This is a genomic window from Youhaiella tibetensis (assembly GCF_008000755.1).
Lineage (GTDB): Bacteria > Pseudomonadota > Alphaproteobacteria > Rhizobiales > Devosiaceae > Paradevosia > Paradevosia tibetensis.
In genome coordinates, this window is the sequence record NZ_CP041690.1 from 2811124 (window position 1) to 2833825 (window position 22702).

General features: G+C 65.6%; 28 protein-coding genes and 1 tRNA gene. 18 read left to right on the forward strand and 11 right to left on the reverse strand.

The window, feature by feature from the left end; translation table 11 throughout:
• The first annotated feature begins 76 nt into the window (after positions 1-76).
• Both FNA67_RS13705 and FNA67_RS13710 read left to right on the forward strand, forming a co-directional pair.
• On the forward strand, positions 77-1429 hold the full coding sequence (locus FNA67_RS13705; protein ID WP_082202155.1) for a TCR/Tet family MFS transporter: 1353 nt from the start codon (positions 77-79) through the stop codon (positions 1427-1429).
• Entirely contained in the window at positions 1429-1911 is a 483-nt protein-coding gene (locus FNA67_RS13710) for a GNAT family N-acetyltransferase (RefSeq protein WP_147656368.1), read from the forward strand. Before FNA67_RS13705 ends, FNA67_RS13710 begins: the two co-directional genes overlap by 1 nt.
• A 9-nt stretch (positions 1912-1920) precedes the next feature.
• Here FNA67_RS13710 and gndA read toward each other — a convergent pair whose 3' ends face one another.
• Positions 1921-3333: an NADP-dependent phosphogluconate dehydrogenase gene (gene gndA, locus FNA67_RS13715; protein ID WP_147656369.1), complete on the reverse strand. Its 1413-nt coding sequence runs from the start codon at positions 3331-3333 to the stop codon at positions 1921-1923.
• Positions 3334-3527: 194 nt separating this feature from the next.
• Between gndA and FNA67_RS13720 the strand changes: the two genes are divergently transcribed.
• Together FNA67_RS13720 and FNA67_RS13725 are read left to right on the forward strand one after the other, a co-directional pair.
• Positions 3528-4298 (forward strand): SDR family oxidoreductase, encoded by a 771-nt coding sequence (locus tag FNA67_RS13720; protein WP_147656370.1) that lies wholly within the window; start codon positions 3528-3530, stop codon positions 4296-4298.
• Positions 4267-4827 (forward strand): gluconokinase, encoded by a 561-nt coding sequence (locus FNA67_RS13725; protein ID WP_147656371.1) that lies wholly within the window; start codon positions 4267-4269, stop codon positions 4825-4827. The genes FNA67_RS13720 and FNA67_RS13725 overlap by 32 nt, the downstream gene beginning before the upstream one ends.
• A gap of 3 nt (positions 4828-4830) precedes the next feature.
• Here the strand turns inward: FNA67_RS13725 and FNA67_RS13730 are convergent, their stop codons facing one another.
• From FNA67_RS13730 to FNA67_RS22395, 3 genes are all read right to left on the reverse strand, one after another.
• Positions 4831-5394 carry an ASCH domain-containing protein gene (locus FNA67_RS13730; RefSeq protein ID WP_147656372.1) on the reverse strand — a complete coding sequence of 188 codons (564 nt, stop codon included), beginning with the start codon at positions 5392-5394 and terminating at the stop codon, positions 4831-4833.
• Positions 5395-5498: 104 nt separating this feature from the next.
• Positions 5499-6044: a methylated-DNA--[protein]-cysteine S-methyltransferase gene (locus tag FNA67_RS13735; RefSeq protein WP_049705695.1), complete on the reverse strand. Its 546-nt coding sequence runs from the start codon at positions 6042-6044 to the stop codon at positions 5499-5501.
• A gap of 73 nt (positions 6045-6117) precedes the next feature.
• Positions 6118-6741, reverse strand: coding sequence for a TetR/AcrR family transcriptional regulator (locus FNA67_RS22395; RefSeq protein ID WP_342211035.1), 624 nt, complete (start codon positions 6739-6741; stop codon positions 6118-6120).
• 12 nt (positions 6742-6753) lie between these two features.
• Here FNA67_RS22395 and FNA67_RS13745 point away from each other — a divergent pair, with 12 nt between their 5' ends.
• Complete coding sequence (locus tag FNA67_RS13745) at positions 6754-7281, forward strand: dihydrofolate reductase family protein (protein ID WP_147656374.1); 528 nt, start codon at positions 6754-6756, stop codon at positions 7279-7281.
• A 50-nt stretch (positions 7282-7331) separates the two neighbouring features.
• Here the strand turns inward: FNA67_RS13745 and FNA67_RS13750 are convergent, their stop codons facing one another.
• Positions 7332-7517, reverse strand: a complete 186-nt coding sequence (locus FNA67_RS13750; RefSeq protein WP_049705698.1) for a CsbD family protein — start codon at positions 7515-7517, stop codon at positions 7332-7334.
• A gap of 52 nt (positions 7518-7569) precedes the next feature.
• Positions 7570-8748, reverse strand: a complete 1179-nt coding sequence (locus FNA67_RS13755) for an MFS transporter (protein ID WP_147656375.1) — start codon at positions 8746-8748, stop codon at positions 7570-7572.
• Positions 8749-8848: 100 nt separating this feature from the next.
• Between FNA67_RS13755 and FNA67_RS13760 the strand changes: the two genes are divergently transcribed.
• The 4 genes from FNA67_RS13760 (at position 8849) to FNA67_RS13775 (ending at position 11031) form a co-directional block, all read left to right on the forward strand.
• Positions 8849-9754: a LysR family transcriptional regulator gene (locus FNA67_RS13760; protein WP_147656376.1), complete on the forward strand. Its 906-nt coding sequence runs from the start codon at positions 8849-8851 to the stop codon at positions 9752-9754.
• Positions 9755-9808: 54 nt separating this feature from the next.
• Positions 9809-9894 (forward strand) — tRNA-Leu (locus tag FNA67_RS13765).
• A 29-nt stretch (positions 9895-9923) separates the two neighbouring features.
• Positions 9924-10349 carry an NUDIX hydrolase gene (locus FNA67_RS13770; protein ID WP_147656377.1) on the forward strand — a complete coding sequence of 142 codons (426 nt, stop codon included), beginning with the start codon at positions 9924-9926 and terminating at the stop codon, positions 10347-10349.
• 55 nt (positions 10350-10404) lie between these two features.
• The gene (locus tag FNA67_RS13775; RefSeq protein WP_147656378.1) at positions 10405-11031 is read left to right on the forward strand and encodes an FMN-binding negative transcriptional regulator; all 627 of its coding nucleotides are present in this window, start codon (positions 10405-10407) and stop codon (positions 11029-11031) included.
• Between the two features lie 9 nt (positions 11032-11040).
• On the opposite strand, the gene gpt is transcribed toward FNA67_RS13775, so the two are convergent.
• A complete protein-coding gene (gene gpt, locus FNA67_RS13780; RefSeq protein ID WP_049705703.1) occupies positions 11041-11538 on the reverse strand; it encodes a xanthine phosphoribosyltransferase in 498 nt (165 codons plus the stop codon).
• 32 nt (positions 11539-11570) lie between these two features.
• Positions 11571-12341, reverse strand: a complete 771-nt coding sequence (locus FNA67_RS13785) for a competence/damage-inducible protein A (RefSeq protein WP_147656379.1) — start codon at positions 12339-12341, stop codon at positions 11571-11573.
• 177 nt (positions 12342-12518) lie between these two features.
• Between FNA67_RS13785 and map the strand changes: the two genes are divergently transcribed.
• Both map and radC read left to right on the forward strand, forming a co-directional pair.
• Positions 12519-13352, forward strand: coding sequence for a type I methionyl aminopeptidase (map, locus tag FNA67_RS13790; protein WP_049705705.1), 834 nt, complete (start codon positions 12519-12521; stop codon positions 13350-13352).
• Positions 13352-14110: a RadC family protein gene (radC, locus tag FNA67_RS13795; protein WP_082202156.1), complete on the forward strand. Its 759-nt coding sequence runs from the start codon at positions 13352-13354 to the stop codon at positions 14108-14110. The genes map and radC overlap by 1 nt, the downstream gene beginning before the upstream one ends.
• Here radC and FNA67_RS13800 read toward each other — a convergent pair.
• Both FNA67_RS13800 and FNA67_RS13805 read right to left on the reverse strand, forming a co-directional pair.
• Positions 14102-15304 (reverse strand): GNAT family N-acetyltransferase, encoded by a 1203-nt coding sequence (locus FNA67_RS13800; protein WP_147656380.1) that lies wholly within the window; start codon positions 15302-15304, stop codon positions 14102-14104. The genes radC and FNA67_RS13800 overlap by 9 nt on opposite strands.
• Before the next feature lie 95 nt (positions 15305-15399).
• Entirely contained in the window at positions 15400-16137 is a 738-nt protein-coding gene (locus tag FNA67_RS13805; RefSeq protein ID WP_049705707.1) for a cytochrome c biogenesis CcdA family protein, read from the reverse strand.
• Positions 16138-16326: 189 nt separating this feature from the next.
• Here FNA67_RS13805 and rpe point away from each other — a divergent pair, with 189 nt between their 5' ends.
• The 4 genes from rpe (at position 16327) to FNA67_RS13825 (ending at position 19545) form a co-directional block, all read left to right on the forward strand.
• The gene (gene rpe / locus FNA67_RS13810; RefSeq protein ID WP_147656381.1) at positions 16327-17007 is read left to right on the forward strand and encodes a ribulose-phosphate 3-epimerase; all 681 of its coding nucleotides are present in this window, start codon (positions 16327-16329) and stop codon (positions 17005-17007) included.
• A gap of 36 nt (positions 17008-17043) precedes the next feature.
• Positions 17044-18363: an adenylosuccinate lyase gene (gene purB / locus FNA67_RS13815; RefSeq protein ID WP_147656382.1), complete on the forward strand. Its 1320-nt coding sequence runs from the start codon at positions 17044-17046 to the stop codon at positions 18361-18363.
• A 217-nt stretch (positions 18364-18580) separates the two neighbouring features.
• Entirely contained in the window at positions 18581-18994 is a 414-nt protein-coding gene (locus FNA67_RS13820) for a GNAT family N-acetyltransferase (protein ID WP_049705710.1), read from the forward strand.
• Entirely contained in the window at positions 18991-19545 is a 555-nt protein-coding gene (locus tag FNA67_RS13825) for an RBBP9/YdeN family alpha/beta hydrolase (protein WP_049705711.1), read from the forward strand. The genes FNA67_RS13820 and FNA67_RS13825 overlap by 4 nt, the downstream gene beginning before the upstream one ends.
• A 79-nt stretch (positions 19546-19624) precedes the next feature.
• Here FNA67_RS13825 and FNA67_RS13830 read toward each other — a convergent pair whose 3' ends face one another.
• Positions 19625-19948 carry a DUF1476 domain-containing protein gene (locus tag FNA67_RS13830; RefSeq protein WP_147656383.1) on the reverse strand — a complete coding sequence of 108 codons (324 nt, stop codon included), beginning with the start codon at positions 19946-19948 and terminating at the stop codon, positions 19625-19627.
• Positions 19949-20143: 195 nt separating this feature from the next.
• On the opposite strand from FNA67_RS13830, the gene purC reads away from it, so the two are divergent.
• From purC to FNA67_RS13845, 3 genes are all read left to right on the forward strand, one after another.
• Entirely contained in the window at positions 20144-20908 is a 765-nt protein-coding gene (gene purC / locus FNA67_RS13835; RefSeq protein WP_049705712.1) for a phosphoribosylaminoimidazolesuccinocarboxamide synthase, read from the forward strand.
• Positions 20909-20935: 27 nt separating this feature from the next.
• Positions 20936-21178 carry a phosphoribosylformylglycinamidine synthase subunit PurS gene (gene purS / locus FNA67_RS13840; RefSeq protein WP_147656384.1) on the forward strand — a complete coding sequence of 81 codons (243 nt, stop codon included), beginning with the start codon at positions 20936-20938 and terminating at the stop codon, positions 21176-21178.
• Positions 21179-21455: 277 nt separating this feature from the next.
• Positions 21456-22541: an acyltransferase family protein gene (locus tag FNA67_RS13845; RefSeq protein WP_147656385.1), complete on the forward strand. Its 1086-nt coding sequence runs from the start codon at positions 21456-21458 to the stop codon at positions 22539-22541.
• Positions 22542-22702 lie beyond the last annotated feature (161 nt).

The window sequence follows — 22702 nt, forward strand, 5'->3', positions numbered from 1 at the left end:
TTGCTTGATCACGCTTGCTTTGGCCACACCTCGTGTGTCAACTGCGCGGCACCCACTAGAGTTTTCAAGATAGAGCATGAAAGCCGAGACCCGCTCCCGACTGACCCTGGCCTGCATTCTCATCACCATTCTGCTCGACATGATCGGCCTGGGGATCATCGTACCGGTGCTTCCCGAACTGATCGAGCAGGTCACCGGCGAGGGCGTGGCCCAAGCCGCCGTCATCGGCGGCTACCTGGTCTTCGTCTATGCGCTGATGCAGTTCCTGTTCTCTCCGGTCCTCGGCAACCTCTCGGATCGCTTCGGGCGCCGCCCGGTGCTGCTGCTCTCCCTGCTCGGCCTGACGGTCGACTATCTCTTCATGGCCTTCGCCCCGATCGTGGCCTTCCTGTTCGTCGGCCGCATCCTCTCGGGCATCGCCGGGGCCGCCGTGGCTACCGCGACGGCCTATATTGCCGACATCACGCCGCCCGAGAAGCGCTCGCAGCGCTTCGGCCTCATCGGCGCCGCCTTCGGCCTCGGCTTCATCATCGGTCCGGTAGTGGGCGGTGAGCTGGGCGCCTATGGCCCGCGCGTCCCCTTCTACGCCGCCGCCGCCCTCGCCTTCGCCAACTTCCTCTTCGGCTTCTTCGTCCTGCCCGAAAGCCTCCCCAAGGAGCGTCGCCGCAAGTTCGACATCCGCCGCGCCAACCCCTTCGGGGCGCTGGTGGCGCTGCGCCAGTACCCGGTCGTGATCTGGCTGCTCTTCGCCCTCTTCCTGCTCTCGCTCGCCAGCCAGGCGTTCCCCTCGGTCTGGAACTTCTTCACCATCGAGGTGGTCAACTTCTCGACCAGCCAGATCGGCCGCGCCCTGGGTGCCTTCGGCATCGGCTTCGCCCTCAGCCAGGCTTTCCTCATCGGCCCGATGGTCAAGCGCATCGGCGAATGGAGCACGGTGCTGATCGGCCTGACCGTGGCGACCATCGCCTTCGTCGGTACCGCCTTCATCCACACAAGCTTCGGCCTCTACGGCTTCCTGATGTTCGGCTCGCTCAGCGGCATCGCCGCGCCCGCCATCAATGGGCTGCTCTCCCGCCAGGTGCCGGACAACGCCCAGGGCGAGCTCCAGGGCGCCGTCAACGCCGCCAACTCGCTTGCCGCCATCCTTGGCCCGCTGGCAGCCACCCAGCTCTTTGCCTATTTCACCACGGCCGAGAAGGGCGAGCCCGGCTATTTCCCCGGCGCCCCGTTCATCGGCGCCGGCGCCATGATCGTCCTGGCAGCGCTCGTCTTCGTCTACACCGCCTGGCGCTACGACCTCATGCACCGCCACCCCGTGGCCAAGCATCCCAAGCGCCCCGACATGGCCCCGCCCGGCCAGCAGGCGACCCCGCCCCATGCCGACCGCAACGGCAACGGCGATAGCGACGTCGAGCCCGAGAAAAGCTGATGGAAATCCGCGCCGCCGGCGAAGCGGACTGGCCCGCCATCTGGGCGATGTTCGAGCCGATCGTGCGCGAAGGCGAGACCTACGCGCTGCCCCGCGACATGGATGAAGCCGCCGCGCGCGGCTACTGGATGGCGCCTGACCGCGCCGTCTTCCTCGCCATCGAGGACGGTCTCGTCCTGGGGTCGAGCACCATCCACCCCAACCAGCAGGGCGGCGGCGCTCACGTTGCCAATGCCGGCTACATCACCGCCGCGGCGGCCCGCGGACGCGGCGTGGGGCGGGCGCTCTGCCTGCACTCGCTCGACTACGCGCGCGATGCCGGCTTCCGGGCCATGCAGTTCAATTTCGTGGTGAGTTCCAACGCGCCTGCCGTACACCTGTGGGAGAGCATCGGCTTCCGCGTCCTCGCCCGCCTTCCGGGGGCCTTTGAGCATCCACGATTGGGTTTCGTGGATGCCCTGCTCATGTGGAAGGACCTCTAGGTCCCCCGCTCAGTTGCCGAGCGTGGACGGCCACTTGCCGTGCTGGCCCGGCCCGCGTCCCTCGATCTCGAAGCCATGCGCCCCGAAGAAGTCGCGCTGCCCCTGGATGAGGTTTGCGGTGCCCCGCGCCTGCCGGTAGCTGTCGAAATAGGAGAGCGCCGAGGACAGGCAGATCAGCGGGAACTCGCCGAGCGCCCCGGCCGCCACCACCTTGCGCAGCGAGGGATGGGCGTCCTTCATGATCGTCACGAAATCCGGCGCCACCAGCAGGTTGACGTTGTCGCCCTTGTCATAGGTCGCCGCCATCTGGTCGAGGAACCGCGAGCGGATGATGCAGCCGGCGCGCCAGATCTTGGCGATGGTGCCGAGCGGCAGGTTCCAGCCGTTCTCTTCGGATGCCTTGGCCAGCACCGCAAAGCCCTGCGCATAGGCCGCGATCTTGCCGGCCAGCAGCGCCTTTTCGAGCTCGGCGAGGCTCACGTCGGCCCCGCCCGCCTGCCGCTTGCCGTAGATGGCTTCTGCCGCCACGCGCTGGTCTTTGGCCGCCGAGAGCGAACGCGCCGCCACGGCGCCCTCGATGGCCGTGGCCGGCACCGCCATTTCCTGCGCCACGATCGCCGACCAGCGGCCCGTGCCCTTCTGGCCGGCTCGGTCCACGATCAGTTCGACCAGCGGCTTGCCCGTCGGCCCGTCGATGGCTTCGAGCACATAGCCCGTGATCTCGATGAGGTAGGAGTTGAGCGGCCCCTTGTTCCACTCCTTGAAGACGTCCGACGCCTGCTTGGGGTTCATCCCCAGCCCGTCGCGCATCACGCCATAGACCTCGGCGATCATCTGCATGTCGGCATATTCGATGCCGTTATGGATGGTCTTGACGAAGTGTCCGGCTCCGCCCTCGCCCAGATAGGCGCAGCACGGCTCGCCGTTGAACTTGGCGGCGATCGCCTTGAGCACCGGCTCGGCATTGTGCCACTGCTCCTTGGAGCCGCCCACCATGATCGAGGGACCGTGGCGCGCGCCTTCTTCGCCGCCCGACACGCCCACGCCCAGGTACCCGATGCCCTTGGGCTTGAGATAGTCGAACCGGCGCTGCGTGTCGGTATAGAGCGAGTTGCCGCATTCGAGGATCGCGTCGCCCTTGTCGAGCAACGGCAGCAATTCCTCGATCACGTCATCCACCGGCTTGCCTGCCTTGACCATGATGATGATCGAGCGCGGCGCCTTGATGGCCTGCACGAATTCCTTGAGGTCCGCTTTCCCGATGATGCGCGGGCGCAATTCGCCTGCTTCAGCCACGAACTCGTCGATCTTGGCGGCGGTTCGGTTGTGGACGGCGATCGTGTACCCTTTTTCGGCAATGTTGAGGGCCAGGTTCGACCCCATAACCGCAAGGCCGATCAGGCCGATATCCGCTGAAGCCATACTCAATTCTCCTATGCGCATCATTGGGCCGGGCCTGCGACGGGAGGCCGCAGGCGGCGGGCGCCAATCGATCACAAACCGGCGCCCGGCGAAAGTCCGGATGGCGTTTTTTTTGCCCCGCGTGAGCCTTGAATCTCGGCGGCCCTTACCAAGCTGCGCCCCTTCCTCTAGGCTTGCTCAAAAGGGAGGAATTCGTGGATTCGCTTTCGCAATTCAACCTTGCGGGCAGGCGCGCGCTGGTCACCGGCTCGAGCCGGGGCATAGGCCTCGCCATTGCCGGGGCGCTGGCCGGAGCCGGCGCCGATGTCGTGCTCAACGGGCGCGACGCCGAAGCCCTGGGCAAGGCCGCCGATACCCTCGCCCAGGGTGGCGTGCGAGTGCGCGCCCTCGCCTTCGACGTCACCAGCGAGGACAGCGTCAACGAGGCCATCGCCTATTGCGAGGGCGAGGTCGGCGCCATCGACATTCTCGTCAACAATGCCGGCATGCAGTTCCGCACCCCGCTCGAAGACTTCCCCCTGGGCAAGTTCGAGATGATGATGGCGACCAACGTCACCTCCGCCTTCATCGTCGGAAAGGCCGTTGCCCGCCACATGATCTCGCGCGGCCGCGGCAAGATCATCAATATCTGTTCGCTGATGAGTTCGCTCTCGCGCCCCTCCATCGCCCCCTACGCCGTGAGCAAGGCCGCCATCGCCAACCTCACGCGCGGCATGGCCACGGACTGGGCCAAACACGGCCTCAACATCAACGGCATCGCTCCAGGCTACTTCAAGACCGAGCTCAACCAGGCGCTCATGGCCAATCCCGAATTCAACGAGTGGGTGGAAAAGCGCACGCCCATGGGCCGCTGGGGCGATGTCGCCGAACTGGGCGGCGCTGCCGTCTTCCTGGCCTCCGAGGCTTCCAGTTTCGTGAACGGACACATTCTCTATGTCGACGGCGCCTTCACCGCCACGGTTTGAACCGGCCCGCATCATCGTGGTGATGGGCGTCTCCTCGAGCGGCAAGTCCACCATTGGGGCCGCCGTCGGACGGCGCCTGCACGCGCCGTTCCTGGATGGCGACGGCTACCATCCTGCCGCCAATGTCGAGAAGATGCGCAGCGGCATTCCGCTGACCGACGAGGATCGCTGGCCTTGGCTCGATGCCCTCGCCAAGGCGCTGCACGAAGCGGCCGACCGCAAGAGCGTGGCCGTCGGCGCCTGCTCGGCGCTGCGCCGCTCCTACCGCGACTATCTCATCAAGAAAGCCGGCGAACCGATTCTATTCGTTTATCTTCACGGCTCGCGCGAGGTCATTGGAGAGCGCATCGCGCATCGCAAGCATGAATACATGCCCGCCTCCCTGCTCGACAGTCAGTTCGCCACCCTCGAGGAACCGGCCGCCGACGAGAACGCCCTGCAGGTCGAGGTGACCGACCCGGTCGAGACCATCGCCAGCCAGGTGGTCAAGGCGGTCTCGCACCTGCGCAGTTTCAAGCGCTGGCAATAGCGGCTACTGGCCGAGCACGGTCTCCCCGCGCGGCGATATCCGGTAGCCGACATCGAGGCTCTCGGTGAGACCAAGTTCCTTGAGCTTGGTCACCTTGCTCTTGAACGGGGCCTTGTCCATACCAGCCTCGCCCGCCAGTTCCTCGGCAAGCCGCCCGGGATGTTGCGCGATCAGCCTGAGCACCGCCCGCGTCCAGGGCGCCTTGCCGTCGAGCCTGTCCAGCGCCGCATGCGCCTCGCCCAGTTCCTCGGCCGAGAGGTCTCGCTTGTTGCGCAGCGCGATACGTGGGTCCTCGCCCGCATAATGCAGCCGGATGATGCAGAGGTCCCCATCCTTCATCGTGTCCAGCCAGCGCCGGAACTCATCGAGCGAACCGAACCCCGCCCGCTTCACGTCCGGCAGCGTCACCTCATCAAGCGTGATCGGCTCGATCGAGTCGATGGCCAGCAGCCCCGCCGACGTCATCAGCGTCCCGCCTGCCTTGACGGTCGAACGCTTCCAGCGCCGGAAGACAGTATCGACTTCCCCGGCCTTGATCCGGGCCAGCAGGTCGGCTTTGAGCAGCATGGATGCGAATCTCCCAACGGACTAGAAAACCGCCCGGACGTTATCGCCGCACCGCCCTCATGCCTACTCGGCCCGCCGTCTCACCCACGATTTCCTGGGGCGATCTAGAACGAGAACGCCATCTGCGCCGGGTTGCGCGCGCCGAGGCGAATGCCCTCCATGTCGAGCAGAGCCAGCTTGGTCTTGACCCCGCCAGGTGCGGAAAACCCGCCCATCTTGTTGCCGCTGGCAAGAACGCGGTGGCACGGCACGATGATCGGCACCGGGTTCTTGCCCATCGCCTGCCCCACCGATTGCGCCGCCCCGGGCGAACCCACCCGTTCGGCCAGTTGCCCGTAGGTCACCGTCTCGCCCCAGCCCAGCTTGAGCATTTCCCGATAGAGCCGGGCATGGAACTCGGGCACGCTCGCCAGGTCGAGCGGCTCGGCACTCAGGTCGGTCGGAATGCCGGTGAAATACTGCTGGAGGCGTTTGACCGTCGGCACCAGCCATTCGGGCGGATGTCCCTCGTCCGCCTCGAGGCGCCGGAGCAGCCGCCCCAGCGTCCTGGGGCCATCCACGTCCGGCAACTGCACGCGGATCAGCCCGGCCTCGCTCCAGGCGAGCCCGACCGGTCCGATGGCAGTGGCGATGAGGCAATATTCGGGCACGGCGTGTTCCCTTTCCGTACTCAGCGGAAAATGATCCCCTTCGCGCTCGAAAACAAGTGCCGCGCGTCGATCTTCAGGGCTTGTCCACGGCCAGTGCCTTGAGCCAGGTGCGCAATTCGGCGGCGACTGCCTCCCGGCCCCGCCCCTCGCGCTCGAACGCCCACCAGATCTGCGCGCCCTGCCATTGGCTGGCCATCAGCCGCCCGAGTTCGTCCTGCCGCGCAGGGTCCGAGGCGAGTCGCCGCCCCAGCGCCTGCATCAGGGCCGCACGCCAGCGCACGCCCCGCGCCCGCAGCACCGGATCGCGCATATCCTCGTAGAGCAGCAGCAGGCCCTCGGCATAGGCCTCGTCGCCCTGCCCCTCCGGCCAGAGCGCCGTCACCAGCGCCACCGCCCCGTCCGGCGTCACCGGCTGGCGTTCGTCCTCACGCGCCGTGGCCTCGTCCAGCAGGTCCCACGCGCGCTCGAGTGCCGCCCGCAGCAGCGCTTCCTTGGTGCCGAAACGCTGCACCAGCGTGGCCGGCGACAGGCCCACCACCGCCGACACCGACGCGAACGTCACGTTCGCCGGTCCCCGGCGGTTGGCAACCTCGAGCGCGCCATCGAGAATGGCTTGATCGGTGACTGTGCGCGGCCGGGCCAAGGTCTCTCCTATTGTAAACGAACGTTCATTTATATAAACACGCGCTCCGAGCAAAGGAGAATCGCGATGGCAAGGATAGTCGGATATATCGCATCGAGCCTGGATGGGTTCATCGCCACGCCCGATGACAACCTCGACTGGCTGACCAGTCAGGAATTCGACAGCGGCGAATTCCCCTACGACGAGTTCATCGCCGGCATCCGCACGGTTGTGATGGGCCGCGGCACCTATGACTGGCTGGAAGGTCAGGAGATGGACTGGCCCTACCACGGCAAGCGCGCCATCGTGGTCACATCGCGCCCGCTCGACAACCCCAAGGGGGAGCTCGAAGTCTGGACGAGAGGCGTCGACGATCTCGTCGCCCACCTGCGTGCCCTCGACGACGGCGACGTCTGGATGCTCGGTGGCGGCAAGCTCCAGATGGCCTTCATGGAGCGCGGCGCGCTCGACGAGATCGAAATCTACATCGTGCCCGAACTCATCGGGGGCGGCATTCCGATGTTCCCGGCCACCGGCTTCAGGGCCAGCCCGAAACTGCTCTCGGTCAACCTCCTGCCACCCGGCGTCGTCCGCCTCAAATACCGCTTCGCCTGAAACGAAAAAGGCCGCCCCCCGGGCGGCCTCTCTGGCGGCATAAACCGTCGCTAGTGGTGCTTGGTGGCCTTGCGAACCTCGTCCTTGGCCTTGCCGACCGCGCTCTCCACCTTGCCCTCGGCCTTTTCCATCTTGCCTTCGGCCTGCAGCCGGCGATTACCGGTCATCTTGCCCGCGGCATCCTTGACCGCTCCACTCGCCTGCTTGCCTGCGCCTTCGATACGATGCTTGTCCATGGGACATCTCCTTGTTGGCCGGCTATCAACGACCAACCGGCGCCCGGGTTCCTCAGGCGAGTTTGTCCCGGGTCACGGTTGCGTGCGGCCGGTCGATCCACACGCCCAGCAGCGCCGTCGCGATGCCGGCGACCGGCAACGCTGCCGCCACCAGCGGCAGGGCCACCAGCCCCGCCCCCTGCTCGACCACCACGCCGCCCAGCCACGCTCCAAGCGCGTTGCCCAGGTTGAAGGCGGCGATATTGAAGCTCGACGCCAGCGTCTGCCCCGCCCCCTCGGCCTTGCCCAGCACCCAGAGCTGGAGCGGCGCCACCGTGGCAAACCCGGCCGCCCCGAGCAGTCCGATGAACGCGACCGTTACCCAGGGATTGTCGAGGCCCAGGCCCATCAAGCCGAGCACCAGCGCCAGCACCGCCAGCGTCCCCAGCACGGTCGGCACCAGCTTCCAGTCGGCCAGCCGCCCACCCACCAGGTTCCCGACGACCAGCCCGCCGCCAAAGACGAGCAGGATCGGCGATACCGCTGCCTCGGGCATGCCGGCGATGCCGGTGAGGATCGGCGCGATATAGGTGAACACCACGAAGACGCCGGCAAACCCCAGCACCGTGGTCAAGAGGCCCATCAGCACCTTGGGCTGCATCAGGATGCGCAGTTCCGCGGCAGGATTGCCGTCCTGGCTCCCCGCCTGATCCCTGGGCACGAAGAGCGCGATCACCGCCAGCGCCAGCACGCCGACACCTGCGACGGCCCAGAAAGTGGCCCGCCAGCCGAATGCCTGCCCGAGCCAGGTGCCGAACGGCACGCCGAGCACATTGGCCACGGTCAGGCCCGTGAACATGATGGCGATCGCCGAAGCCTTGCGGTCGGGCGCCACCAGGCTCGCCGCCACGACCGAGCCTACCCCGAAGAACGTGCCGTGGGCGAACGCGGTCAACACCCGGGCCGCCATCAGCACGGCATAGTTCGGAGCCAGCGCGCAAGCGAGATTGCCCACGATGAAGATCCCCATCAGCGCCAGCAGCGTCAGCTTCCTCGGCCACCGGCTGGTAAGGATCGTCAGCACGGGCGCACCGGCGACCACGCCCAGCGCATAGCCCGAGATGAGCAGACCCGCCATTCCGATCGAGACGCCGAAGTCGGTCGATACCTCGATAAGCAATCCCATGATGACGAATTCGGTTACGCCGATGCCGAAGGCACCGGCGGTGAGGGCGAGAAGGGCGATAGGCATGGCAGGGTCCGTCCGGCTGATGAGCGGCCTCACAAATGGACTCGCCGGCGGCTGTGATCTAGACTTCCCCAATGCACAGCATCTGTGATTTGAATTCATAATGGCGAGAATCGACGTCAATCGCTTCGGCGAAATGGAAATGTTCGTGCGCACCATCGAGGCGGGCAGCTTTTCCGCCGCGGCCCGGGCCGCTCACCTATCGCCATCGGCGGTCAGTAAGCTCATCTCGCGGCTCGAAGCGCGCCTCAACGCGCGTCTCGTCAACCGCTCGACCCGGCGGATCCAGCTCACCCCAGAGGGTGCGGAATTCTACGAGCGCAGCCAGCGCCTGCTCGCCGAGCTCGATGACGCCGAGCAGGCGGCCGCCGGTGCCCTCGCCCCACGCGGAAAATTGCGGATCAACGCCAACGTGCCCGTCGGAACGCAGATCCTCCTGCCACTCATGCCCGCGTTCTGCGCGCGCTATCCTGCGGTCTCCGTCGACATCTCCCTGACCGACAAGGTCGTCGACCTGGTCGAGGAGCGCACCGACGTCGCCCTGCGCAGCGGCCCCCTCAGGAACTCGCGGCTGATGGCCCGCAAGCTCGGCGAAACCCGTTTGCTCCTGGTTGCCGCCCCCGGCTATCTCGCCCGCCAGGGCGCGCCCTCGACCCCCGCTGACCTCGAGGCGCACCAGCGCCTCAGCCTCTGCTACGCTCGCGTCAACGAAACCTGGCCGTTCGTGGTCGATGGCCAACCGATCAGCCTCGCCCCTCGCGGTCCTGTTCGCATCAGCGATGGCGAGGCCCTGCGCCAGCTCGCGCTTTCCGGCCTGGGCATCGCCCGCCTCGCCTGGTTCCAGGTGGCCGACGACATCGCCCAGGGCCGCCTTGTGCCGGTGCTGGAAGACTTCGATGCCGGCGAATGCGAAGAGGTCCATGCCGTATTCCTCGGCCAGGGCGGACACCTCCCCGCCCGCGTCCGCGCCTTCCTGGACTTCATGGTCGAGAACGTTCGCCTTGGGTAAAACCGGTGGCCTCGATTGAGTTTTCGACGGGCGTGTGACACACGAAAGACGCTGGCGGGCGTGATGGAATGGTAGACATACCGGACTTAAAATCCGGAGGGGGTATCCCCATGTGGGTTCGAGTCCCACCGCCCGCACCATCGCTCGCTCCTCCCGACCCGACGAGACCATGACCCGTTTGATCCGCATCGCCGCCTCGGTCATCGCCCGCCCGGATGGCTATGTCCTGGTCGTGCGAAAGCGCGGCACCACCGCCTTCATGCAGCCCGGCGGCAAGATCGATGGCGCCGAAACCGCCCTCGCCGCGGTCCGCCGCGAATTGTACGAGGAACTCCAGATCGAGGTGGCCGAAGGGGCCCTCGACTATCTCGGGCATTTCTCGGCGCTCGCCGCCAACGAGCCGGGCGCGACGGTCGATGCCGAGATCTTCACGCTCCAATGGGGCGAGCCGGTTTCCTCCGCTGCCGAAATCGAGGAGATCCGCTGGGTCGATCCCGCCATCCCCGGCGACATCGAGCTGGCAGCGCTGACCCGCGATCACATCTTTCCCGCCTGGATGGCGCGGCGAAACCTGCCCCCTGCGGACGGCGGTTGACAGCGCGGGGCTTCCCCGCCCAGCCTCTGCGCGCACTTGTCGCCAGGAGACGCAGATGTATACCCCGCCCGCCTTCCGCCAGGACGATCCGCAGGCCTTGCGCGCCCTCATGGCCGAGGCTCGTCTGGCGACCCTGGTCACCGCCACTGCCGATGGCCTTCTGGCCACCCCGCTCCCGCTGATGCTTGATGAAACCGAGGGGCCGCATGGCGTGCTTTACGGACATCTGGCGCGAGCCAACCGCCAATGGAACACTGCCGCAAACGGAGAAGCCCTGGCGATCTTCGCCGGGCCCGACGCCTACGTGACGCCGTCCTGGTATGCGGCCAAGCGCGAGCACGGCAAGGTCGTGCCCACCTGGAACTACGCCGCCGTCCACGCCTATGGCCCGGTCGAGTTCTTCGAGGACGAAGCGCGTCTACTCGAGGTCGTGAGCCGCCTCACCGACCGCCACGAGCACGCCCGCAGCGCGCCCTGGGCCGTGACCGACGCCCCCGATCCGTTCATCCGGGCCCAGCTCAAGGGCATCGTCGGCCTGCGCATGCCGATCACCCGCATCGAGGGCAAGCTCAAGATGAGCCAGAACCGCAGCCCCGAGGATCGCGCCGGCGTCGCGGATGGGCTCTCTCAAAGCGAGGACCCGGCCGACCGCGTGGTCGCCAGGCTCATTCCCCGCTCCTGAACGCAGGTCTCAGTCGGTGCCGCCCGAGATCGGGGCGACATAGGTCACGTCGAGATCCCAGGGGAAGAAGATCCAGGTGTCCTGGCTCACTTCCGTGATGAACGTGTCCACCATCTCCCGGCCCTTGGGCTTGGCGTAGACGGTGGCGAAATGCGCGCCCGGCAGCATTTCGCGCACGGCCCGGGCGGTAGCGCCGGTATCGACCAGGTCGTCCACGATCAGGATCTTGCCGCCGTTCTTGGCGAGATCGAGGATCTGCTCGGAGATCGGCTTGAGCACCTTGACGCCGCCCTGCGACTGGTGGTCGTAGGACTTGACCGCCACGCTCTCCACCACGCGGATATTGAGTTCGCGCGCCACGATCGCCGCCGGCACCAGCCCGCCGCGGGTGATCGCTACGATGGCATCGAACGTCCCGAGGCTCGTCAGGCGCCAGGCCAGCGCCCGGCTGTCACGGTGGAACTGATCCCAGCTGACGGGGAAGGACTTCTGGGCTGGATTGCTCAACGGATTCTCCTTGGCGGCGCCGGGCGCCTTGATTACTCGAGTGGGGGAAGGCCAGCCGCCTTGTGGGCGGCGTTGACCATTTCGCGGACCTTTTCGGCCGCCAGATTCAATCGGGCCTCGTCGGCGGAGCGCAATACCAGCTCGGTGCGCACGTAACCGGCGCCCATCTGCGGATAGCTCCCCATCTTGACGTCGGGGAACTGCGCCTGCAGCTCGGCCAGCGGGCCACCCACCGTCCCCTCGCCGACGCTCGCGGGCACCGTAAGCGAAAGTACCTTGCGGCCGCCCTTGAGGGTGGGCGCCAGGGCCTCGAGCATGGCGCGCATGATCACCGGTACGCCGGCCATCACATGCACGTTCCCGATGCGGAAGCCGGGGGCGGCGCTCACCGAATTGACGATGAGGTTGGCCCCTTCCGGAATCCGCGCCATGCGCAGGCGAGCCTCGTTGACTTCCGTGCCGGTCTCGCGCCAGCGGCTCTCCAGCATCTCGCGGGCGCGCTGGTTGATCGGCAGCGGCACGTCGAAGGCCTTGGCCACCGCGTCGGCGGTGATGTCGTCATGGGTCGGCCCGATGCCGCCGGTGGTGAAGACATAGGTATAGCGATGGCGCAGCGCGTTGAGCGCATCGACGATATCGTCGGTCTCGTCGGCCACCACGCGCACTTCCTTGAGGTCGATCCCCAGGTCCGTGCAGAAATCGGCGACCGCCCCGATGTTCACATCCTTGGTGCGGCCGGAAAGGATTTCGTCACCGATGACGAGCAGGCCGGCAGTGACGCTTGTTTGGTCGGACGTTGACATATCCGCAATAACCCCGGGGCAGGAACGCATGGAATGCCTTCCCCTTCCGCAAACGTCAAGCAATCCGGGCCGCGCACGAACAGGATTCGCCCGCCCGCCTCGTCATAAATGCCGATAGCCGGTTCCCCTTCCCATCTGGCAACATGGCGACTATCTCTTGGGAAACCGGAGAGCCCAATGGTCACCTATGTCGACGCCGCCCAGAAGACCCACCGCACCGCAGGGGTGATCCCGCTTCATGGCGAAGCGGGTTTTGCCGGCATGCGCAAGGCCGGGTCTCTGACGGCCGATGCGCTCGACCTGCTGGTCGATGCCGTCCAGCCCGGCGTCACCACCGCCGCGCTCGACAAGCTGGCCTATGAATTCGCGCGCGACAATGGCGCCATCCCCGCCACCCTCTTCTACAAGGGCTACCGGCACTCGATCTGCACCTCGATCAACCATGTGGTCTGCCACGGCATCCCAGATGACCGGCCGCTGCGCGAAGGCGACATCGTCAATATCGACCTGACCCTGATCGTGGACGGCTGGTATGGCGATTCCTCGCGCATGTACCCGGTCGGCGAGATTTCGCGAAAGGCCGAGCGGCTGATCGAAGTCACCTACCAGTCCTTCGAGGCCGGCCTCGCCCAGGCCAGGCCCGGCAACACCACCGGCGACATCGGCGCGGCTATCCAGGCGGTGGCCGAGGGAGAGCGCACCAGCGTCGTGCGTGATTTCGTCGGCCACGGCGTCGGCCAGCTCTTCCACGATGAGCCCAACATCATGCATTTCGGCATTCCTGGCACCGGCGTCGAGCTCAAGCCCGGCATGATCTTCACCATCGAGCCGATGATCAATCTCGGCCGCCCGCACGTGAAAGTGCTCTCGGACGGCTGGACTGCGGTCACCCGTGACCGCACCCTTTCGGCCCAGTGCGAGCATTCGATCGGCATCACCGAAACCGGCTACGAAATCTTCACGTCCTCCAAGCGTGGCCTCTTCAACCCCCTGGAAGCCCGGAAGAGCTGATGGGAAGCCGGGAGCCTCCATCCGGCCTCCCCGCGTCCGCCGATGGCGGGCTGAACGAGTTCACTCCCGGCCTGCTGAGCCCCACCGATCACCACGCCGGCCACCGGCAGCGCGCCCGCGACCGCTTCCTCAAGGTCGGTGCCGAGGCCATGGAGGATTACGAGCTCCTCGAGCTCGCCCTCCACATCCTCCTGCCCCGCCGCGACACCAAGGCTCTCGCCAAGCAGCTCCTTGCCCGCTTCGGCTCGTTCTCCGGCGTCTTCGCCGCTCCGCCCGAACGCCTGGCCGAAATCAACGGGCTGGGCGAAACCACTATCGCCAATCTCAAGGTAATGCAGGCGGTCGGCCAACGCTTCGGGCGCGACAAGGTGCGCCACGGCCAGCCGATCCTCGGTTCCTGGTCCGAATTGCTCGATTACTGTCACGCCCAGATGGCCTTCGAGAACATCGAGCAGTTCCGCATCCTGTTTCTCGACAAGAAGAACCGCCTCATCGCCGACGAAGTCCAGCAGCGCGGCACCGTCGATCACACCCCGGTCTACCCGCGCGAGGTGATCAAGCGCACGCTCGAGCTCTCCGCCACCGCCATCATCCTCGTGCACAATCACCCCTCGGGCGACCCCTCCCCCTCGGCGGCCGACGTGCAGATGACGCGCGCCATCGTCGATGTGGCCAAACCCCTCGGCATCACCGTCCACGACCACATCATCATCGGAAAATCCGGCCACGCCTCGCTGCGCGGCCTCAAGCTATTCTGAGGCCGGCGCCGGCTTGGCCGACTTGCGCAGCGACTGCACCAGGTTGCGCAACCGCGTATTGGACTTGATGGCGTGCCGCGCAGAGTGCCAACCCTTGTGGGCCTTGGCTGCGATCCAGCCGCGGATCGTGAGCGGCAGGTAATGATGCCTAACCGCGATCTGCTCGTTGCACCAGTGGCGCTTCTCGTCGGTGAACCCCACGCCCATGTCGAAGACGCGGTGGCCCGCATCGAACACCGTCTGCATCACCCGGAGCAGGCACTGCTTGCCGGGCGACCCGACCTGGATCGCCTCGTCCTCGCTCATCGAGGAAATGAGGCAGAAGAGCCTGTCGCCATGCGCGATGTTGTAGCGCACCGCCACGATCTCGCCGTTGAGCCTGAGCACGTGAAGCTTGACCGGCACCCGCGACCCCGGCGCCACCGTCGCATCGTAGAACGCCCGCGTCTTTTCACAGGCAAAGGGATCGCGCACGCCCATCTTGACGAAGCGCGCCGCGCGCTGCCGGAACATCACGTCGAGCACGGCGAGGGCATCGGGTCCGCTTCCAAGCTCCTCGAACGTCACCGTTCCCAGCGCGTCCAGCCGGTCGCCCTGCTGGCGGTCGTGCTTGCGGCGCGATTTGGAGCGCTGCGTCGTATTGGCTTCGTCCCAGCTCGAAAAATGCGAGCGGTAGAGGATATCGGCCTCCAGCCGCTCCCCCAGCTCCGCAAAGATCGGGTCGGCCGGCAGGTATTTGAGGGACACGATATCCACGTCCTGCACCGCCTCGGTCATCGCCAGCCAGAGCGTGCGGCGCTGATGCGGCGTCAGCGTTTCGAGCCGCTCCCGATCCAGCAGCGGCGCGTTGGCGCCCACATGCGATCCGGCGAACCAGCTCAGCACCCGGATACCCCCGACATTGCGACGCTTGAGCGGCATGAAGGCCAGCGGCTCTCCATCGAGCCAGGCGGTGACGAAATACTGGTCGTCTTCCGGCGTTTCGAATGCGTGCGCCCACTGGCGCACGAAATCGAAATCCTGCCCCGGCGATTCAACGCTCGTGGCAAGGGCGCGCCAGGTCTGCTCGACCTCGTCGATGCAATGGCTGACGCTGACGGCGAATTCGGATGCCGAAGCCCAAGCGGACGTGTGCCCGCCGACTCCGGCAAGCCCAAGCGTCATCGTATCGACCGCGGCTTCGCTATGTGCCATGTCCCCCACTCTCGGCTGCGAACGCTGAAAATCTCAGCGTAACAATGCCGTGAACCAACCGGCAGTGGGGAAGCTTTTGGCCAAAAGGGTTAAGATCAGCCGAACTGGCTGAGCATCGGGAAGGTTTCGAGGAACCAGTAGGATAGCCGCGTGAAGTTGCCGGTGAGGAAGAGCACGCCGGTAAGCACCAGCAATCCGCCCATCACCTTTTCGACCGTGCCCAGGTGCTTCTTGAACGTATCGAAGAACGTCAGGAACGGCCCCACGGCAATACCGGCCAGCAGGAACGGCACGCCCAGCCCGAGCGAATAGACCAGCAGCAGCGCCGCGCCCTCATAGGCGGTCGACTGGCTAGCCGCCACGCTCAGGATCGCCGCCAGCACCGGCCCGATGCAGGGCGTCCAGCCGATGGCGAAGGCCAGCCCCAGCATGAACCCGCCCAGCGGTCCGCTTGCCGCGCCCGGCCCGTTGTGCCGGATCTGCCGGTCGAGAATGCCGATGCGATAGACACCCAGGAAGTGCAGCCCCATCGCGATGATCATCAGCCCCGCGATCGGGGTCAGGATCGGCAGCGCCTGGCGGAAGGCCTGCCCGAAGGCGGTCGCCGTTGCGCCGAGCGTCACGAAGACCACCGCGAACCCCGCGATGAAGAACAGCGCCGTCACCACCGTACGCATGTAGAGCGTCCGCGAGTCGCGGCTGGCGTCGCGCATCTGGTCGAAGCTCGCCCCGCTCATATAGGTGAGGTACGGCGGCACCAGCGGCAGGACGCAGGGGCTCAGGAAGCTCAGCACGCCAGCGCCGAACACCACCGGCAAGGAAAATCCGAACATGGTCACTCCGTTTCGCCCGGCTCTTGTAGCCGAGTGGTCCCTTTATGCAACCGGACCGGATGCCGCTCCCGCCGTTGTGATTTGCAGCCTTAGCCTAAGGAAGCACGCGCTGCCTCTTGTACCGGAGGCCCCATAGGGTTAAGCACCGCTGCAACTCCCAATACATCCGCAAGAAGGCCGGAGGCGCCCGTGACCAGCCGACCCATCAAGATCGCTCCCTCGATCCTCTCCGCCGACTTCTCGCGGCTGGGCGACGAGGTGAAGGCCATCGACCAGGCCGGGGCCGACTACATCCACATCGACGTCATGGATGGCCACTTCGTCCCCAATATCAGCTTCGGCCCGGTGGTGATCTCGTCCATCCGCGAGGTCACGGCCAAGCCCTTCGACGTGCACCTGATGATCGCTCCCGTCGATCCCTACATCCAGGCCTTCGCCAAGGCGGGCGCCGACATCATCACCGTCCACGCCGAGGCCGGTCCGCACCTGCACCGCACGCTCCAGGCCATCCGCGCAGAGGGCAAGAAGGCTGGCGTGGTCATCAATCCGGCCACGCCCGTCTCGGCGCTCGAACTGGTCATCGACTATGTCGACCTGCTGCTCATCATGAGCGTCAATCCCGGTTTCGGCGGCCAGAGCTTCATTCCCGAGTCGCTCACCAAGCTCCGCCAGGCCAAGGCCCTGATCGGCGGCCGCGATATCGACCTCGAGATCGATGGCGGCGTCACCGCCGACAATGCCGGCGAGATCGCCCGCGCCGGCGCCAATGTCTTCGTGGCCGGCAGTTCCGTCTATCACGGCAACGACCCGGCCACCTACGCGGCCCGCATCGCCGCAATCCGCAATGCCGCTCAGACCGTTACGGCCTGATCCGGACTCAACTTCTTAAGCCGAGAGCCCAAGCCCATGATCCCGCGCTATTCCCGCCAAGAAATGACGTCGATCTGGTCTCCCGAGACCAAGTTCCGCATCTGGTTCGAGATCGAAGCGCATGCGACCACCGCGCTCGCTCAGCTGGGCGTCGTCCCCAAGGAAGCGGCCGACGTCATCTGGGAAAAGGGCAATGCCGCCACCTTCGACGTCGAGCGGATCGATGAGATCGAACGCACCACCAAGCACGACGTGATCGCCTTCCTCACCCACCTCGCCGAGATCGTCGGTCCCGAGGCCCGCTTCGTCCACCAGGGCATGACCTCCTCGGACGTGCTTGACACCACCCTCTCCGTCCAGCTCGCCCGCGCGTCCGACCTGCTCCTGGCCGATATCGATGCCCTGCTCGCCGCGCTCGAACGGCGCGCGCGCGAGCACAAATACACCATCACTATCGGCCGCAGCCACGGCATCCACGCCGAGCCGACCACGTTCGGCGTCAAGCTGGCCGAAGCCTATGCCGAGTTCGCGCGCAACCGCGAGCGCCTGGTCAACGCCCGCAAGGAAATCGCCGTCGCCGCCATTTCGGGCGCCATCGGCACCTTCGCCAATATCGACCCCAAGGTCGAAGCCTATGTCGCCGAAAAGCTCGGCCTCGCCGTCGAGCCCGTCTCGACCCAGGTGATCCCGCGCGATCGACACGCCATGTTCTTTGCGACCCTGGGCGTCATCGCCTCGTCGGTCGAGCGCGTCGCCACCGAAATCCGCCACCTGCAGCGCACCGAGGTGCTCGAGGCAGAGGAATATTTCTCGCCCGGCCAGAAGGGTTCCTCGGCCATGCCGCACAAGCGCAATCCCGTGCTGACGGAAAACCTCACCGGCCTCTCGCGCCTCGTCCGTGGCATGGTCACGCCGGCACTCGAGAACGTCGCCCTGTGGCACGAGCGCGATATCTCGCACTCCTCGGTCGAGCGCATGATCGGACCGGATGGCACCGTCACCCTCGACTTCGCGCTCGTCCGCCTCACCGGCGTCATCGACAAGCTCCTGGTCTACCCGGAGAACATGAAGCGCAACCTCGACTTGCTCGGCGGCCTCCATAACTCCCAGCGCGTGCTGCTCGCCCTCACGCAGGCGGGCCTGAGCCGCGAAGAGTCCTACGCGGCCGTGCAGCGCAACGCCATGAAGGTCTGGGAAATGCGCGGCGACCGCACCGGCCAGTTCGCCGCCCTGCTCAAGGCCGACCCGGAGGTCTCGTCCAAGCTCTCCGCCGCCGACATCGACGCCATGTTCGACGACTTCTACCACCTCAAGCACGTCGACACGATCTTCGAGCGCGTCTTCGGCGCCAAGTAGGTAGCCCCGCTTCCGCTCCTCCACGAACTCTCGGAGGAGACACCGACCGATTCCCACCGCCTCCCTCCCCCTTGTGGGGAGGGACCGAGGGTGGGAGCAGGCCCCAGACCAGACATCATCCTCCTTACCCGTTGCTTGGGACGCCCCAGGCGACCCCAACCTATTGCGCCCGCCTGCCGACTTCCCTAAGCCTGCCTGCAAGGTCCGGAGTCACGCCATGCCCATCACCTACGCCCGGGAGCTCGATCTCACCGCCGCCGAGTACATCGCCTGCGTCGGTCGCACGACCCTGGGCGAAGGGCGGCCCCTGGGAAACCCTGTACGCATCCAGGCCATGCTCGACAATTCCGGCCTTGTCGTCACCGCGCGCGACGAGACGGGCGAACTGCTCGGCCTCTTCCGGGGCATTACTGATTGGGACTGGGTGTGCTATTGCGCCGACCTGGCCGTCATCGATGGCCAGCAGGGCAAGGGGATCGGCAAGGCCTTGATGGACAAGGCCGCCCAGGTTCTCGGTCCCCGCGTCGCCATCACTCTCCTGGCCAAGCCGCAGGCCGAGGGTTTCTATCGCGCCATCGGCATGAGCCAGCCCATGGCAGCCTTCTTCCGTCCAAGGACAGATCGCTCATGAGAATTTCGGAAGTCGACATCCTGATCGTGCCCGGCCTGGGCAATTCGGGGCCCGAACACTGGCAACGCCGCTGGGGCAGCCGCTTCTCCACCGCCGCCGTGGTCGAGCAGGACGATTGGGATCATCCCAGCCTCGAGCCGTGGGTATCCACCCTCGAGCGCGCCATCATGATGGCCACCCGCCCGGTCATCCTTATCGGCCATTCGCTCGGCGTTTCCGCCATTGCCCACACCGCCCAGCGCCTGAAGGACACCAAGGTGCGTGGCGCCTTCCTCGTTTCGGCGCCCGACCTCGACAATCCCGCCGTCCCGGCCGAGACCGCCCCCTTCAAGGACGTCCCGCGCGATCCCCTGCCCTTCCCCTCGATGCTGGTCGCCTCGAGCGACGATCCCTTCTGCTCGCTCGACCGCGCCGTCGAATTCGCCACCTGCTGGGCCTCCGACTTCCACGAAGCCGGCCCCTCCGGCCACATCAACGTCGCCTCCGGCCACGGCCCCTGGCCCGAAGGCCTTCTCATGTTCACCCGCCTTATGCAGCGCCTGAAGAGCTGAGGCCCACCAAACCGCCGCCTGAAAGCAAAACGGCGAGGGTTGCCCCTCGCCGCTTCGCATTTCCTGCCTGCGCGAAGGCTCAGCCTTCGGCGGCGACCTGCTCGCGGGCCACGTTGACCAACTGCACCATCTTCTGGCGAATCACGTCCTCGCCCACGCTGATGCCCTTGGCCTTGATGTCGCCGGACACCTTGCGGAACACGTCCTCGTCGCCCGCTTCCTCGAAGTCGGCGGCCACCACTTCGGCGGCATAGGCCTTGGCTTCCTCGGCGTTGAGGCCCATCAGCTCCGCGGCCCAGATGCCGAGCAGCTTGTTGCGGCGAGCCTCAGCCTTGAAGCGGAGTGTGGCGTCGTGGGCAAACTTGGCTTCGTAGCCCTTTTCACGATCGTCAAAGCTGGCCAATTGCAGGCTCTCCCGTTTGTCGAAAAACTGGTTGAGCACATAATGGGTTCGCCGCCCTAAATCAACGTCCGCGATGGTCGCAATGCCGCACTGGGCGGGGCTTTCCGCAAAAGCGCTTGCAATTGTGACCGGATTCGGCGCATGAAGCGCCCACTCCATTTCCCGCAACCTTGATTGACGAACGGACAGTCTGCCATGAACCGTCGGCGCAGGATCTATGAGGGCAAGGCCAAGATTCTCTACGAGGGTCCCGAGCCGGGCACGCTCGTTCAGTATTTCAAGGACGACGCCACGGCCGGCAACGGCGCCAAGCACGAAGTGATCGACGGCAAGGGCGTTCTCAACAACCGCATCTCCGAGTTCATCTTCTCGCGGTTGAACACCCTCGGCATTCCGACCCATTTCATCCGCCGCATCAACATGCGCGAGCAACTGATCAAGGAAGTCGAGATTATCCCGCTCGAGGTCGTCGTGCGCAACGTCGCCGCCGGCTCGCTGGTCAAGCGCCTCGGGCTCGAGGCTGGTACCCAGCTCCCCCGCTCGATCATCGAATTCTACTACAAGGACGACGCCCTCAACGACCCGATGGTCTCTGAGGAACACGTCACCGCCTTTGGTTGGGCGACCCCCCAGGAACTCGACGACATCATGGCCCTCGCCATCCGCGTCAACGACTTTCTCACGGGCCTCTTCATGGGCGTCGGCATCCAGCTCGTCGATTTCAAGATCGAGTGCGGCCGCCTCTATGAGGGCGACCTCATGCGGATCGTCCTCGCCGACGAGATCTCGCCGGACAATTGCCGCCTGTGGGACATCAAGACCCGCAACAAGCTCGACAAGGATCGCTTCCGCGAGGACCTCGGCGGCCTGGTCGATGCCTACCGCGAAGTGGCCCAGCGTCTCGGCATCCTGACCGAGACCGATAACGCTCTGGCCACCGGCCCGAGACTCGTGCAGTAAGACAATACGTTCCAGTACGGATCACCGATGAAAGCCCGCGTCACCGTTACCCTCAAGTCCGGCGTCCTCGACCCTCAGGGCCAGGCCATCGTCGGCTCGCTCACTTCCCTCGGCTTCGAGGGCATCAACGGCGTGCGCCAGGGCAAGGTCTTCGACGTGAACCTGGCTGAAACCGATCCGGACAAGGCCAAGGCGCTTCTCAACGACATGTGCGAGAAGCTCCTGGCCAATACTGTGATCGAAAACTACGCCGTCGAACTCCTCGATTAACGCTTTCCCAACTTTTTCAGCAGCATTTGGATCGGTGCGCCCCCAGTGTGGCGCAGGAACCTCCGCACATGATCAAGACCCTGTCACTCTCGGCGCTCTTTTTCCTCGTTCTCGGCCTGCTCTTTGCGGCCTACGCTTCGGTGCCCGTGCCGCTTTAGGCGCGAATTCGATTCAAATTTTATCGATTAAGCATTTCCCTTAAGCACGTCAGCAGCTTGCGCGAGCGGATCGCGCGCTGCCAGACTATCTTGCCGCCATCCAAACAAGGACCAGCGGCATGTCGGGGCAATCCAATCGTCTTTCCTGGGTCGATACGGCCAAGGGTATCTCGATCATCCTCGTGGTGATGATGCATTCTGCCTATGGCGTCGGTGAAGAGACCGGCGGCACCGGCATCCTGCATTGGATCATCGGCTTCGCCACCCCCTTCCGCATGCCCGAATTCTTCATGATCTCGGGCCTCTTCCTGTCCCAGGTCATCAACCGCGACTGGCAGCGCTTCGCCGATCGGCGCGTGGTGCACTATTTCTATTTCTACTTCCTCTGGGCGTTCCTGCAGATCCTGTTCAAGGTCGCCCTGGGCACTGGCGACCCCGTCGCCGCCGCCAGCTACATGGCCTGGGCCGTCATCGAACCCTATGGCGTCCTCTGGTTCATCTACATGCTCGCCGTCTTCTCGGCCGCCACCAAGCTGCTGCACGACGCCAAGGTGCCCCATGTCGTTGTCATCGGCGCCGCCGCCCTCTTGCAGATGGCCCCGGTCGCCACCGGCTCCTACATCGTCGACCAGTTCGCCGAGTACTTCGTCTACTTCTATTCCGGTTACGTCTTCGCCCCCCTCATCTTCAAGCTGGTGGATTGGTCCATGGACCATGTCCTGCTGGCAATTCTCGGCATCGTGGCTTGGGGCCTTGTAGATGCCGCCCTCGTCTTCTCGCCCGGCTTCCAAGTCCAGCCCAAGCACATGCTCATGGGCCTGGCGGAACTGCCCGGCCTGCACCTGATCCTCGCCATCACCGGCTCGATCACCCTGTGTGTGCTGGCCGGCCTGCTCTCCAAGCTCCCGTTCATGGATTGGCTGCGCTGGCTCGGTGCCCACTCGATCGTGGTCTACCTCTCCTTCTCGATCCCCATGTCGATGACCCGCGTGATCCTGATGAAGCTCGGCATCATCGAAAGCACCAGCGTGCTCTCGATCATCGTGATGCTCTCCGCTCTCATCGCCCCGCTCGTCCTCTACGCGGCGATCCAGGTCACCGGCTGGGGCAAGTTCCTCTTCGAGCGCCCCGCCTGGGCCCACATCCCCGGCACCCCGGGCTCGCGCAGCTACGTCAAGGCAGCCCGTCAGGCTCCGGCTGAATGAGCTAGGACGGGAGAGGCGTCGCCTCTGGAGGCATTCGGACCCGATCTCGCGAGCCGGTCTCCTTCCCCCTTGTGGGGAGGGAACAAGGGTGGGAGCGGGCCCAACCCACCTGAATCTCACACTCTCCCCTTGCCTTTTCCCCAAAGAGTCCGCATTAGGGC

Excerpts from the sequence above, each read along its gene's own strand:
- FNA67_RS13745 (WP_147656374.1), top strand. The coding sequence starts at position 6,754 with ATGGCAAGGATAGTCGGATATATCGCATCGAGCCTGGATGGGTTCATC.
- FNA67_RS13820 (WP_049705710.1), top strand. The coding sequence starts at position 18,581 with ATGCCCATCACCTACGCCCGGGAGCTCGATCTCACCGCCGCCGAGTAC.
- FNA67_RS13800 (WP_147656380.1), bottom strand. The coding sequence starts at position 15,304 with ATGGCACATAGCGAAGCCGCGGTCGATACGATGACGCTTGGGCTTGCC.
- FNA67_RS13705 (WP_082202155.1), top strand. The coding sequence starts at position 77 with ATGAAAGCCGAGACCCGCTCCCGACTGACCCTGGCCTGCATTCTCATC.
- FNA67_RS13710 (WP_147656368.1), top strand. The coding sequence starts at position 1,429 with ATGGAAATCCGCGCCGCCGGCGAAGCGGACTGGCCCGCCATCTGGGCG.
- FNA67_RS13760 (WP_147656376.1), top strand. The coding sequence starts at position 8,849 with ATGGCGAGAATCGACGTCAATCGCTTCGGCGAAATGGAAATGTTCGTG.
- FNA67_RS13770 (WP_147656377.1), top strand. The coding sequence starts at position 9,924 with ATGACCCGTTTGATCCGCATCGCCGCCTCGGTCATCGCCCGCCCGGAT.
- purB (WP_147656382.1), top strand. The coding sequence starts at position 17,044 with ATGATCCCGCGCTATTCCCGCCAAGAAATGACGTCGATCTGGTCTCCC.
- FNA67_RS13845 (WP_147656385.1), top strand. The coding sequence starts at position 21,456 with ATGTCGGGGCAATCCAATCGTCTTTCCTGGGTCGATACGGCCAAGGGT.
- FNA67_RS13785 (WP_147656379.1), bottom strand. The coding sequence starts at position 12,341 with ATGTCAACGTCCGACCAAACAAGCGTCACTGCCGGCCTGCTCGTCATC.
- FNA67_RS13725 (WP_147656371.1), top strand. The coding sequence starts at position 4,267 with ATGTCGACGGCGCCTTCACCGCCACGGTTTGAACCGGCCCGCATCATC.
- FNA67_RS13755 (WP_147656375.1), bottom strand. The coding sequence starts at position 8,748 with ATGCCTATCGCCCTTCTCGCCCTCACCGCCGGTGCCTTCGGCATCGGC.
- gndA (WP_147656369.1), bottom strand. The coding sequence starts at position 3,333 with ATGGCTTCAGCGGATATCGGCCTGATCGGCCTTGCGGTTATGGGGTCG.
- map (WP_049705705.1), top strand. The coding sequence starts at position 12,519 with ATGGTCACCTATGTCGACGCCGCCCAGAAGACCCACCGCACCGCAGGG.
- purS (WP_147656384.1), top strand. The coding sequence starts at position 20,936 with ATGAAAGCCCGCGTCACCGTTACCCTCAAGTCCGGCGTCCTCGACCCT.
- radC (WP_082202156.1), top strand. The coding sequence starts at position 13,352 with ATGGGAAGCCGGGAGCCTCCATCCGGCCTCCCCGCGTCCGCCGATGGC.
- FNA67_RS13805 (WP_049705707.1), bottom strand. The coding sequence starts at position 16,137 with ATGTTCGGATTTTCCTTGCCGGTGGTGTTCGGCGCTGGCGTGCTGAGC.
- FNA67_RS13750 (WP_049705698.1), bottom strand. The coding sequence starts at position 7,517 with ATGGACAAGCATCGTATCGAAGGCGCAGGCAAGCAGGCGAGTGGAGCG.
- purC (WP_049705712.1), top strand. The coding sequence starts at position 20,144 with ATGAACCGTCGGCGCAGGATCTATGAGGGCAAGGCCAAGATTCTCTAC.
- FNA67_RS13825 (WP_049705711.1), top strand. The coding sequence starts at position 18,991 with ATGAGAATTTCGGAAGTCGACATCCTGATCGTGCCCGGCCTGGGCAAT.
- FNA67_RS13730 (WP_147656372.1), bottom strand. The coding sequence starts at position 5,394 with ATGCTGCTCAAAGCCGACCTGCTGGCCCGGATCAAGGCCGGGGAAGTC.
- FNA67_RS13775 (WP_147656378.1), top strand. The coding sequence starts at position 10,405 with ATGTATACCCCGCCCGCCTTCCGCCAGGACGATCCGCAGGCCTTGCGC.